Source organism: Candidatus Dadabacteria bacterium (genome assembly GCA_009837205.1).
Taxonomy (GTDB): Bacteria; Desulfobacterota_D; UBA1144; order Nemesobacterales; family Nemesobacteraceae; genus Nemesobacter.
The window spans coordinates 1-13,175 of record VXTZ01000009.1; the positions used below are offsets into that span (position 1 = coordinate 1).

The window sequence follows — 13,175 nt, forward strand, 5'->3', positions numbered from 1 at the left end:
TTTATATCCCACACGCAGACAGGGTATATGCCTCTAAACTCCGAGGATTTAGCGACTGCTTCTTCGTAATGCGTCGCTTTAATCTGCTATTGTAGCTATAGCATCAGAACGAGATTCGAACACCTCAATGATTTTGTCAAAACCTGCGATCTTGAAGACTTCTTTTACGGAATCAGACAAGGAGCACAATGCGAATCTCGTATTTTTACCTTGGAGTGCTTTTGCAACAATCAGAATTGAACGCAATCCCGCACTATTGATGTAGGACAGCTTTTCAAGATCCAGGACTACAAAATTGCCAGGGGCAATAATTTCATTGTACAGGTTATCGTGGAATTGCCGTGCGTTCACGCCGTGAACTTGACCGGCTGCACTTATTACCAAGATCCCTTTGATATGATCGGCCTGCAACCTGACTTGATTGTTTTGAATGACCATTCTTCCAGCAATCTATCTGACTATAGCACTGCAATCAAGATGGAAGACTATATGTTTAATTATCCGAAAGTTGATGATTGCTAATTAACACAGGGAGTTACGTAACAGTCTTCCCGGATGCTGAAAACAGGTGCTTTTTGGAGAAGACTCTCGGAATCTCTGAGGAGTGGACTGCTAATCTACCTTAATTGTGCATCGGGTTGGAGAGTGTCTTGATGACCTTTTATGTGATTCCCATTTTAAAAATTGTCGACATACTTGTCTATAAGCATTGTGTCTACCTTTTAGGTACAGTTTCTGTAAATTTGTGAACCAATAAGCGCAAAGGGAATTATATACTTAACTAACCTGCGACAAAGATGACTAAGGAGATACGCACAGTAGAGTTTGTCGTTCTGTCTGCCGCTAAGGCGAAGGCAAGGAAGATGTTCCAGGTGGCCGGAGCCTGTCGGTACGTCTGGAACCATTTCAGGGAGAAAAACTTTGCTGACTACCAGGCATTCAAAAACGGCAAGGGAGAAAAACCGAAGACAAATTATTTCTCCCTCGGCCTTGAGTTCACTAGGCTAAGACACAATACGGACTGGCTTCTGGAACTTCCAGCCAATCCCATAAAACATACTCTTAAATATTTTGCCGATGCGCTTGGAGAAGCCATGGCCGGCAAGAAGGGTTTTCCGAAGCCGAGAAGCAGAAAGAGGACTGCCCCTGGTTTTACGCTTCCAGGCAAAGAGAACTTCAGAATAAAGAATATCGATAAGAAATACTCTCTGCTTCTTATCCCGAGGGTCGGCTGGGTAAAGATGACCCGCAGGGGAGGCAATCCCTGGAAGAGCGGTACACCCAAGCAGGTGGTGCTTCGCCATGACGGGCACAGGTGGCGTGCCTTTGTTTCCTACGAGGTTGAAATGGAGAAAAGAGCGGATGACGGTGAGGTTCTGGGAGTTGACATGAACGCACGCCAGGTCGCCACTTCTGATGGACATTTCTACTTCCTTCCCGATTTAAAGAAAAAAGAAGCAAAACAGAAGCGTTATCAGCGGAGGATGGAAAGGCAGGTCAAAGATTCAAACAGAAGAAGAGACACAAAGAAGAAACTCAGAAAGGTAAGCAGAGAAATAGCCAATACACGGAAGAACTGGGTTCACAAGACAACAGATGAAATTTCAGAGAAGTGCGGAACTGTAGTAGTGGAAGACTTAAAGGTTAAGAACATGACTGCTTCCGCAAAAGGAACGATAGAGAATCCGGGGAGAAACGTAAGGCAGAAGTCAGGACTTAACAGGGTGATGCTTGATACCGCCATGGGGGAGATAAGAAGAAATCTTGAGTACAAGTGCGGGAGAGTGATTGAAGTGAATCCCGCGTATACATCTCAGACGTGTTTTGAGTGTGGGCATACAGATAAAGAGAACCGCAAAACCCAAGCGCGGTTCCAGTGTGTGAGTTGCGGATTTGTGTCCAATGCGGACACGAACGCCGCGATTAACATAAGGCGTCTGGGAATGGCGCAACTGCACGGCGAGGGGCGGCGTTCCGTCCTTAAAAGGACTCCTACGACCCGTGAAATCGATGCGAGGCAGCCAGATGGTTAGTCAAGTATATAATTCCCAGTGCAAAACTATTGTAATTGCCACAAGAAACAAGGGGAAGCTGAGAGAATTCAGATCAATTCTTGCAGATGGCTACGATGAGATCCTTTCTCTGGCGGATTTTGATGAGGTCCCCGAGATAAGGGAAACGGGTCTTTCTTTCAGGGAAAATGCTTTTATCAAGGCGAAAACAACCTCTGATTTTCTTGGGATGGACGCTATTGGGGACGACTCAGGCTTGGTTGTAGACGCTCTTGGGGGAGCTCCGGGGATTTATTCGGCAAGGTACGCCGGGGAAGGGTCTTCGGATAATGAAAACAACGAGAAACTACTCTATGAACTTAAAGGAGAGAAAAACAGAAATGCAAGATTTGTCTGCTGTATTGCTTTAGTTCTTGCGGGTGGTACACAGGAATTTTTTGAAGGCGAGTGCCACGGACAGATTATTCAGGAGAAAAGAGGCCAGAGTGGTTTTGGTTATGACCCGGTTTTCTATGTTTCTCAATACGGAAAAACCATGGCTGAACTCGGCCCCGACATAAAAAACAGAATAAGTCACAGGGCTATTGCCTCAGAAAAGCTTCTGTCATATTTTTCGAATTTTAAATAGGTGTTTTAACAACCTGCCTTTGTTTCTTCCTATCTGTCCTTACTTTCTTAAGGCTTAGATGGTCTATGGAGTATAAGAATTTTTCCAATTTTGTCTTGCCAGATTATGTGAAATTTTCGTTTTTAATTGTAAGCTGCTTCCCAATTGAATATATTTAGATTCCGACCTTTGTTTATTGCGGCTGCTTTAACTTGATAAAGGGGTTTCTGCGTGAAAAGCGCAAAGTTTATTTTTGTTACCGGCGGAGTTATGTCTTCCCTGGGAAAGGGTATCTCCGCTTCCTCAATAGGATTCCTTCTTGAATGTTGTGGTCTTCGGGTCACCCTTCAGAAGCTTGATCCCTACATAAACGTCGACCCGGGCACGATGAACCCTTTTGAGCATGGGGAGGTCTTTGTTACCGATGACGGAGCGGAAACAGATCTTGATCTCGGCCATTACGAAAGATTTACCAAAGCTCAGCTTGGCAAGAAAAACAATCTCACAAGCGGCAAGGTCTACGATTCCGTTATTTCCAAGGAAAGAGAGGGGAAATTCCTCGGCAAAACAGTCCAGGTAATCCCTCATATAACTGATGAGATAAAATCCCGCGTGCTTGCCCTTGAGGATGACAACGACGTCATCATAGTCGAGATCGGCGGTACCGTGGGAGACATAGAGAGTCTTCCTTTTCTTGAGGCGGTAAGGCAGTTAAGGTCGGATCTCGGCAAGAAGAACACGCTTTTCATACATCTTACATACGTTCCCTATGTTGCCGCGGCCGGAGAATTGAAAACAAAGCCTACACAGCACAGCGTAAAGGAACTTCTCCAGATAGGGATTCAGCCCGACATACTCCTGTGCCGCACCGAGGATAAGTTCCTTCCCGAAGAGGTTAAAAGAAAAATAGCCCTTTTCTGTAACGTCGAGCAAAAAGCCGTGGTTACAGCCAAGGATGTTGAGCACATATATGAAGTTCCGCTTATGTATAAGAAAGAAGGATTGGCCGAGATAATCATTGAATATCTTGGTATGTGGACCAAGAAACCAGACATGGGGGAGTGGGAGGAACTCATTCAAAAGGTAAAGAACATGAAAGAGACAGTGCGCATAGCCGTTGTCGGAAAATATGTTTCACACGGAGACGCTTACAAGAGCCTCCACGAGGCCCTTTACCACGGTGGTTTAGCCAACGACTCAACCGTCGAAATAAAATACGTGAATTCAGAAAAAATGGACGGCATGTCTCCGGACAACTATTTTTCCGATGTTCACGGAATACTTGTCCCTGGAGGATTCGGGGAGAGGGGGATTGACGGCAAAGTAGACGCTACAAAATATGCAAGGGAAAATCAGATTCCCTTTTTCGGAATTTGCTACGGCATGCAGCTTGCCGTTATTGAATTTTCAAGGAACGTGTGTGGCATAGATGACGCGGATACGACTGAGAACAACGGCGATACTCAGAACCCGGTTATAGACATAATGGAATCGCAAAAGAACATAAGTGAAATGGGCGGGACAATGAGACTTGGGGCTTACCCCTGCGTCATAAAGCCCGAGACCTTGGCTAGCAGCATCTACGGGACCTCAGAGATTTCCGAAAGACACCGCCACCGGTTTGAAGTGAACAACGGTTACAGAGAAATTCTTGAGTCAAATGGAATGGTTCTTTGCGGCCTCTCGCCGGATGGAAATCTGGTTGAAATCATGGAACTTAAGGATCATCCTTGGTTTGTCGGCTGTCAGTTCCACCCTGAATTCAAGTCAAAGCCCCTCAGTGCCCACCCGCTTTTCAAAGATTTCATAAGAGGGGCGCTTCGCTACAAGGATTCTCTTACCTGATCGAATTGCTCCATTCGATGAATCTCCCCAGTATAAACGAACTTGTTGCCTACAGAAAAAGAAGGGAGCCTGCTCTGGGAGTGGTCCTCTACGCCCATCCCGACAAACTCTCCGTTCTCTCAGAAGATGGAAAGCGTTACTCGGTTGAACCGAAAAAAGTCGTACTGTTAACCGGAATAACCGTTCCCGAAACCCTCACCGACTCTGAGAAGAAACTCGAAATGAGAAAATGGAGAAGAGAACTTGAAGAGAAAAAAGACTCCGTTGATATGGAAACGCTGTGGGAGTGTGTTGTGGAGGAGCAGGAAACCGTGAGCTTTGAGGAGATACTGGAGCTATATTCGGGGGCAGAGCAGGTTTCTTTGGAGCAGAGGTTTCTGCTTTTTTGGGCCGTGGATAAAAACACTGTCTACCTTGCAAGAGGCGAAAATGGCTATCTCGTTCGCTCGCGGGAGGACGTTTCCAAGACACTTCGTATCCTTGAACTCAGAGAAGAAAGAGAACAAAAAGCGCAGGCCGCCGTAAGCTGGGTGCGTTCTGTTATAAGTGGAGAAACTCCTCCGGTGGTTGATGAAATCCACGGCGAGTTTCTTGAACTCATCGAGCGGTACGTCATTGATCTTGACGGTTATGAACGGGCTAAGGAAGCCAAGGGGTTTCTTTATGAAGCGGGGCTTAAGGAAGTGGAGTCGGCGGTTGAATTTCTTATAAAAACGGGCTTCTGGAAGAAAGACGATGACCCGGAATCAAAAAAAATCACTTTTCATTTCAGACACTCCCAAAGAGCGCTTGAAGAGGTGGAAGCTATTTTGAGCGCTGAGGAAGATTTTGCAAGCCTTACCGACAGAACGGATCTTGAAGTTTTTTCAGTTGATAGTGAGACAACCCAAGACATTGATGACGCCATTTCGTTTGAAACGCACGGGGATCAGATCATTCTGGGAGTCCACATCTCGAATGTCGCCCATGTTGTGAGCAGGGGAAGTTTTATTGATCAGGGGGCCCTTGATCGCGCTGAGACGGTTTATTTTCCGGAGGGACGCGTGGATATGTTTCCCAGGGATCTTGTGAACAAGAAACTCAGCCTTACTGCCGGCGACCTCCGACCTGCGCTTTCTCTTTTCGCCACTTTTAAAAGAGAGGAGTTTACTTTGATCGATTATAGCTTTGAAGCGACGGTCATAAGGATTTCGAAGAATCTTACCTACGCCGAAGCGACTGAAATGTTGCGCAACACACAATGGGGAGAATTCCTTGTGTCTCTCACTGATTCACTCAGAGCAGAGAGAATCAACAAGGGAGCCTTGATAGTGCAGCTTCCGGAGCTCAAGATCAGGATTGGAGACCAAGATAGAATTTCAGTCAGCAAAGATTACATGGATTCTCCCGCCCACAATGTCGTTTCCGAATGCATGATACTTATGAACCGGCTTTCGGCAGATTTTTTCGATAAAAACGGAATTCCGGCACTCTTCCGTTCTCAGACCCAGGATATTGAGCCTGAAGCCAGGGAACTTGACCCCGAAGACGTCCTTTTCCCGGTAAAGGTAGCAAAGCACCTAAAACCTTCTTTTGTTGCCCTTGCTCCCGAAGTCCATAAGTCCCTAGGAGTTTCCCGCTACGTGCAGATGACTTCTCCGATAAGAAGATACACGGACCTTCTTATGCAGCGCCAGCTTATATCCTGGCTCAAGGAACAGAAGATTTGCTACTCGGAAAGCGAGCTTGAAGCCACAAACACGCATGTGAGCCTTGCAACCAGGGAAATAAAAAACGCGCAGAGAGGCAGACACAGGTACTGGTTTATACGCTATATTCTGGAAAAGGATATAAAAGGGGCGACCGGCTACGTAAGTTCCAAGGGATATAGCGGGTTTAACGTCTATATTCCGGAGTTTCTGATCGAACTTCCGCTTTCTAACTCAGGCGGCAGGGTTTTTGATATAGGAAGTGAGCTTTCCCTCTCAATCTGGGGGACCGATCCTCTTAGAAGAAGGATACGCGTGAGTCCGACGTAGCTTTCGGTTTGCCGGAACCCAAGTTCAAACAAGCATATGCCGTCGAAGTGGGAAAGACCGCCCTCTTCAGTGCTTTTTTTCAAGAATTTCGAGAATTTCTTCAAGCCCCGTGACCTTTACTCTCGGTCTCCCCTTTTTTTCGCCTTCTTTCTTCTCGAACCAGTCAACCCGCAGCCATTCATTGTAGGAAATATGTTTTTCTTCGAGCAGTTCCTTTATACTCTCATCCGAGGCGAGTTCGGGACGCAGCGTATTTCCCCTCTCGATGTCCTCGATCATGCAGCTTACGGTTTCGCCGGAGTCGGCCTTGTTCGTACCGATAACTCCGGTCGGTCCGCGTTTTATCCACCCTGTGGTGTAGAGTCCCGTAATCGGATTGCCGCCCGCTTTGTCAAGCACTCTTCCTTTTTCGCTGGGGATTACCCCTGAACTGTCATCAAACGGTACGTCCCGAAGAGGTATTCCCCGGTACCCGACGGAGCGAAAAACCAGGTCGGTAGGAATCTCTTCGGTCTCGTCCGTGGGCTTGGGCCTAAGGGAGCCATCATCGGATTTGTAAAGCCTGTTTTTCACGACTTTCACGCTTTTTACCCTGTTGTCTTCTCCGGCAATTATTTCTATCGGAGAAACCAAGAATCTTATGACTACTTTCTTTGATTTGGAGGGAACCCTCTCGGAAGCTTTTTTTATAAGCTCTATTTTCGTCTGGGCTGTCCTGTTCGGTTTACGCTCAAGCTCCTCGAGCGTAAGGGAATCGGGCTCCGCTTCGTCCGCCAGGGTAAGGAGATCCGCATCCTCAAGATTCTCAAGTTCCCGCAGCTCTGGGTTAGTGAAGGCCGCCTGCGCGGGGCCTCTTCTTCCAAGCATGTGTATTTCCCTTATTCCGCTTTTGGCCAGTTCTTCAAGTGCGTAGTCTGCGATATCCGTTTTTTCCATCTCGCTTCTTGTGAGGGAAAGAATTCTCGCAACATCCACCGCGACGTTCCCGACTCCGACTATGACGACTCTTTTCCCCGAAAAATCAAAACCAAGGCCCATGTGATCCGGGTGGGCGTTGTACCAGCCTACAAACTCCGTTGCCGTATGGCTTCCGATTATGCCCTCTCCCGGTATTCCCATTTTTCTGTCGGTCTGGGCCCCTGTTGCGAAAACTATTTGGTGGTAACGGCTGCGCAGGTCCTCAAGCGTTAAGTGTTTTCCGAACTCTACAAGTCCGAAAAATCTGAATTGAGGATTGGACGCGATTTTATCATAAACTCTGGCTACGCTTTTTATCTTCTGGTGGTCCGGAGCTACCCCGCTTCTCACGAGACCGTGGGGAGTCGGGAGTTTTTCGAACATGTCTATGAAGACGCGGTCGCCAAGTTTCTTCTGCAGATGGTCGGCTGCGTAGAAAGCTGCGGGTCCCGACCCGACTATGGCAACTTTTATTGTTTCAAGACTCATGGCGTGGGAAGTATATATACAATATTTCATAAATCTATTGCCGAGAAAGCTTTTTCTTCTTTAATCTTTTAGGTTCGTGGTAGGGAATTCTTAGATGCTCCTTTTTCCGCTAACAGGGTCTGATGGTGGTATAATACTATCTTCTTTGTGTGTGGCGGAGAGACCCTATGATTGCTAAAGAGCGTACTGAACCGGAGCATTTTCATCTCAAGGTGGTTCATGAGATAAGCGACTTGATCAACAAGTCCGTAGGTCTTAACACCGTTTTGGGTCGGGTGGTCAGAAAAATTTCGTCCTCGCTTAACTACGATGTCGTTTCCATATACGTCTGGGATGATTCAAGAGAAGTTCTCAGGCTCGCGGCTAACAGGGGCCTTCAGGTTAAACCGAAAAGTGATATCTTTCTGCGCTCGGATGAAGGTCTTACCGGGATGGTTCATAAAACGAAGGTTCCTTTGGTGGCCATGCCGGCTTCCAAGCATCCCAATTACAGATATTTTCCCGAAATAGGCGAAGAGGAGTACGAAAGTTACATAGGCGTTCCCATAATGCTTCACGACGTGTGTGTCGGGGTGCTTGTCGGGCAGAACAAAACCCCCATGCAGATAACCCCGGCCGAGCAGACTCTTTTTCAGATAATAGCACTACGACTTGCCGGGGTTCTTGAAGTCGCAAACACCCTGGACCGGCTGAAACCCCCGTCCATGGTAAAGCACGAGACGAGGAGCTACCAGGGAAAAGGAGTTTCTGAAGGGGTGGCTTTGGGTAAAGCGGTTACATTCCGCGGGCTTTTCCGCCAGATGTCCACTATGGAGATGACGGCCCGTACTCCAGGAATCGAGAAGAGAAGAGTTAGAAATTCTATAAAGAATATATCGCAAGATCTTAAAAAGACTATTAAAAAAATGGATTCTGAAGGGAAGCTCTCGAAAAACGAAGTGGATATTTTCCGTTCACATCTGATGATAGTGGATAGCCGCGACATGGAGAAAGGAACTGGCGAACTCATAGATGAAAAGAGGGTTCCAGCCGAGGCTGCGGTGGTTGAGTATCTCGAAACCCAGGCATCACGTTTTGAATCCTTGCCGGATTCTTATATGAGGGAGAGGGCCTACGATTTCAGAGATATAGGTGAGAGAATGCTCCGGGATCTTACCCGTTCAAAGGACGAGAATATTTCCGCTTCCGCCGACGGAGAGCCCTTGATACTTGTGGCAAGAGAGATAGGCGTTTCTTTTGTCACGGCTGCTGAAGGGGAAGTGGGGGGAATAGTCCTTGAAAAAGGCGGAGAGACTTCGCACGCGGTCATAATAGCGAAATCGCTTGGGATTCCGGTAGTTGTCGGCATAGACAACATCGTGAATCTGATACATCCCGGGGAGGATATGATAGTTGACGGGAGAAGCGGTTTCATTTTCACAAACCCCGACCAGGTGCTTAAGGATGAGTATCTGTCCATGCACCAAAAAGCCGTTGAACTCCGCAGCTTCATAGAGACTGAAGCCGAAAAAAGTACCAGCACCGGTCTTGACGTCGAAATAACGGCGAATGTCGGAATTCCGGCCGATGCCGAGGTGGCCAAGCGTTACGGCATTAAGAGAGCGGGACTTTTCAGAACGGAGTTTGCCTTCGCGCGGTTTAAGAAGTGGCCTAGTGTAAGGTCCCAGCTAAAGATATACAAGGAGATCTCAGCTAATTTTGAGGATGGAGTGACCATTAGGACCTTGGATGTGGGTTCTGACAAGATACTTTCCTATCTCAACATGCCCAAAGAAGAGAACCCCCTTCTTGGCCTTCGCTCGATCCGCTTTTCAATGGAGTATCTTGATCTTTTCAGGGATCAGGTGAAATCCATTTTGCTCGCGGCGAAGAAAGGGGGGAATTTCAAGATTCTTCTGCCTATGGTATCAAATGTCTGGGAGGTTGAGACCGCGGCGCAGATAATTGAGGAACTGTCTGTCGAAGTCAGTCTTCACCGACATGATATACCGAAGCTCGGAATAATGATGGAAGTTCCGGCGCTTGTGTATCAGTTCGGAGATTACGCGGACTTAATAGATTTTGTTTCCATTGGAACAAACGACCTCATACAGTACCTGCTTGCGGTGGATAGAAATTCAAACGCGGTTGGACATCTTTACTCGGCTTTTCATCCTTCCGTGGTGAGAATGCTGGATTTTACAAGAGAGCAGGTTCTCTCAAGCGGAAAGGAGCTTTCAATATGTGGAGAAATAGCGGGAGTTCCTTCCGGTACGCTCCTTATATTGGCTCTTGGTTACCGTCATCTGAGCGTTTCTCCGCTTCGGTTTCCTTATGTGAAATTTCTTTCGGACAGGCTTTCTGAGCAGATGATTGAGGAAATGAGGTCCGATCTACTGCTGCTCTCAAAGGAGTCCGACATAGAGAGATACTTAAAGGATGTCCTTAACTCCATAAACCCGATGTTGCTCGAAGTAGAGTAGCCATGATCAAAAGATCTATCCTTATTCCGCTGGTGCTTTTTATTCTCACGGCGGCCACGACTTTTCTTTCCGGCTACATGATAAGCGGAACTTATACGGGAGGCGTTCTTTTCTCGCTTTCTCTGGTCGCCATTCTTGGAGCCCATGAAATGGGTCATTACTTTTACGGCAGGAAATACGGCGTTTCCATAACTCTTCCCTGGTTTATTCCTGCTCCTCCCTTCCTTTCCCCTATAGGGACGTTCGGGGCTTTTATAAGGATAAAGTCTCGGATACGCAGCCGAAGGGAACTTTTCGACATAGGGGTCGCTGGTCCCATAGCCGGGGTGATAGTAGCTCTTCCGGTCTTGTTTGTCGGGCTGCTTTTCTCGGAAGTGGTCGCTTTGGATTCTGAGAGGCTTTCTGAGATACAGGCGGCCATGTCTCTTGGCAATTCTCTCGTATTTGCCCTTTTCTCAAAAATGGCTATCGGGGAAGTCGCCCAGGGATACGAAATTCTGCTGCACCCCGTTGCATTTGCGGGATGGATAGGCCTTTTCGTAACCGTCTTGAATCTCATGCCCGCTGGGCAGCTTGACGGAGGGCATCTTGTATACTGCGTCTTCCCGGCGGAGTGGCATAAAGCTATATCGGCTGCTACGGTTATTTTCCTTGCAATAATGGGAGTGGGAACGGTACCTCTGATGGACTTTGCGGATTATCTGGGCTTGTGGGTGCTTGGCATTCTTCCTGAGTGGCTTATGTTTGAGGGTTGGGTCGGCTGGCTTTTCTGGGCGATACTGCTTTTAGTGCTCGGCACATCCCATCCGCCGACCATATCGAGTGATGCCGAGATCGGTGCCGGAAGAAAAGCGCTTGCTTTTCTCTCACTGCTTATTTTTATTTCCTGTTTTACCCCTGTTCCCATCAGTATCGTGGAGTTCGGTTAGGTCGTTTTGCGTTTAGTTAAAGAATCTGTTACAATCACCCTGATAGGTTGGATTGACTCTTAGGGTGTTGGAGTGAAAAAGAGGGTGGTTCACATACGGGAATCCAATCCGACCGACAACTTGATTTAAACAATTTCACTACTACGAGGAGATTCACAAATGTCGAAGAATACTTTGTCTGTAAAGGATAACAGGACAGGTAAAACATACGAACTTGCTATAGACAACGACACCATAAGGGCCACTGATCTTCGTCAGATAAGGGTTAAGGACGAAGATTTTGGCATGATGAGCTACGACCCGGCTTTCGGGAACACGGCTTCGTGCAAAAGCAAGGTTACCTTCATTGACGGAGAAAAGGGGATTCTGAGATACAGGGGGTACCCGATAGAAGAGCTGGCGAAAAAAAGTAACTTCCTCGAAGTTGCCTATCTCCTTATTCACGGTGAGCTGCCTAACAAATTGCAATATGACAGCTGGGTTCACGACATAACGCATCACACCTACGTGCATGAAAACATAAGGAAGCTCATGGATGGATTCCGCTACGACGCGCACCCGATGGGCATGCTTCTTGCGACCGTCGGAGCCCTCTCGACCTTCTATCCGGGGGCAAAGGACATATTCGATACCGACGTGCAGAAACTTGAGATAAGAAGGCTCATAGCGAAGACGCCGACCATAGCTGGATTTTCCTACAGGCATATAATGGGTCTTCCATATGTATACCCCGACAACGAACTCAGCTACGCCGGGAATTTCCTTTCAATGATGTTCAAGATGACCGAGGCCAAGTATGAGCCGAATCCGGCGATAGAGAAAGCGATAGACGTTCTTTTCATCCTCCATGCCGACCACGAGCAGAACTGCAGCGCAAGCGCGATGAGAAACGTCGGAAGCTCCCATCCGGATCCTTACTCCGCGGCCGCCGCGGCGATTGCCGCCCTGTACGGTCCTCTTCACGGCGGAGCAAACGAGGCGGTGCTTGAAATGCTTGCCGACATAGGTTCGATTGACAAAATTCCGCAGTACATAGAAAGGGCCAAGAAAGGAGAATTCAGGCTCATGGGCTTCGGGCACAGGGTGTACAAGGCTTACGACCCGAGAGCGGCGATAATAAAGGATATAGCCCACGACGTGTTTGAAGTCACTGGGAAAAATCCTCTGCTTGACATAGCGCTTGAGCTTGAGAGAATAGCCCTTGAAGATGACTATTTCGTAAGAAGAAGGCTTTACCCGAACGTTGATTTCTACTCTGGACTCATATACCAGAGCATAGGTCTTCCCACGAGCATGTTTACCGTGCTTTTCGCGATAGCTAGAATGGCCGGGTGGCTTGCCCAGTGGCTTGAGCTGATGAACGACCCCGAAACCAGAATCGCAAGGCCTAGACAGGTCTATCTGGGGGAAGATAATAGAAAATACGTGGCAATGAGCAAAAGGCGTAAGAAGAAGTAGTTGATCAATCTTTGGAAGATTGATGGAGTTCCGCTTGTAATTAGTACAACTGCCGCGAGGATCTGCGGGGCAGGGGATGATGTTGCTTTTTCAGCCCATGCAATATTTGTCCGGTCAATTTCGTAATTCCAATTTCTTTCATAATTTCACCGGATTGCGTTGCTATCAAAAAGGGAAATTGGTAGAATAGCCCTTACTGGTTGTTCTCCATTGATTAAATACGGACAAGTCAATCCCATTAAATAAGAATCTGTGAAGGCGGCACTCCTAGCGCTCCAACTCCTGGTTCTTTTTGCGCTTTCCGGATGTGGTTCCACATCTTCGAATTTGTGCAGTGACGCGCAGGTAGCATCTTCCGTCGAGTCTGCTCGACATTCCCAACGCTGTGAAGTTTCTAT

General features: G+C 47.5%; 9 protein-coding genes. 7 read left to right on the top strand and 2 right to left on the bottom strand.

Going from position 1 to position 13,175, the window contains the following annotated elements:
- Positions 1-78 precede the first annotated feature (78 nt).
- Complete coding sequence (locus F4Z13_01595) at positions 79-438, bottom strand: STAS domain-containing protein (GenBank protein ID MXZ47939.1); 360 nt, start codon at positions 436-438, stop codon at positions 79-81.
- 359 nt (positions 439-797) lie between these two features.
- On the opposite strand from F4Z13_01595, the gene F4Z13_01600 reads away from it, so the two are divergent.
- From F4Z13_01600 to F4Z13_01615, 4 genes are all read left to right on the top strand, one after another.
- On the top strand, positions 798-2,033 hold the full coding sequence (locus tag F4Z13_01600; GenBank protein MXZ47940.1) for an IS200/IS605 family element transposase accessory protein TnpB: 1,236 nt from the start codon (positions 798-800) through the stop codon (positions 2,031-2,033).
- A complete protein-coding gene (locus F4Z13_01605; GenBank protein ID MXZ47941.1) occupies positions 2,026-2,640 on the top strand; it encodes an XTP/dITP diphosphatase in 615 nt (204 codons plus the stop codon). The genes F4Z13_01600 and F4Z13_01605 overlap by 8 nt, the downstream gene beginning before the upstream one ends.
- Positions 2,641-2,889: 249 nt before the next feature.
- Positions 2,890-4,464 carry a CTP synthase gene (locus F4Z13_01610; GenBank protein MXZ47942.1) on the top strand — a complete coding sequence of 525 codons (1,575 nt, stop codon included), beginning with the start codon at positions 2,890-2,892 and terminating at the stop codon, positions 4,462-4,464.
- 17 nt (positions 4,465-4,481) lie between these two features.
- Positions 4,482-6,482, top strand: coding sequence for an RNB domain-containing ribonuclease (locus F4Z13_01615; GenBank protein ID MXZ47943.1), 2,001 nt, complete (start codon positions 4,482-4,484; stop codon positions 6,480-6,482).
- Positions 6,483-6,548: 66 nt separating this feature from the next.
- Here F4Z13_01615 and F4Z13_01620 read toward each other — a convergent pair whose 3' ends face one another.
- On the bottom strand, positions 6,549-7,928 hold the full coding sequence (locus F4Z13_01620; protein MXZ47944.1) for an NADP oxidoreductase: 1,380 nt from the start codon (positions 7,926-7,928) through the stop codon (positions 6,549-6,551).
- Positions 7,929-8,095: 167 nt separating this feature from the next.
- Here F4Z13_01620 and ptsP point away from each other — a divergent pair, with 167 nt between their 5' ends.
- The 3 genes from ptsP (at position 8,096) to F4Z13_01635 (ending at position 12,777) form a co-directional block, all read left to right on the top strand.
- Positions 8,096-10,390: a phosphoenolpyruvate--protein phosphotransferase gene (gene ptsP / locus F4Z13_01625; GenBank protein ID MXZ47945.1), complete on the top strand. Its 2,295-nt coding sequence runs from the start codon at positions 8,096-8,098 to the stop codon at positions 10,388-10,390.
- 2 nt (positions 10,391-10,392) lie between these two features.
- Positions 10,393-11,319 carry a site-2 protease family protein gene (locus F4Z13_01630; GenBank protein ID MXZ47946.1) on the top strand — a complete coding sequence of 309 codons (927 nt, stop codon included), beginning with the start codon at positions 10,393-10,395 and terminating at the stop codon, positions 11,317-11,319.
- A gap of 159 nt (positions 11,320-11,478) precedes the next feature.
- Positions 11,479-12,777: a citrate synthase gene (locus F4Z13_01635; GenBank protein ID MXZ47947.1), complete on the top strand. Its 1,299-nt coding sequence runs from the start codon at positions 11,479-11,481 to the stop codon at positions 12,775-12,777.
- Positions 12,778-13,175: the final 398 nt, after the last annotated feature.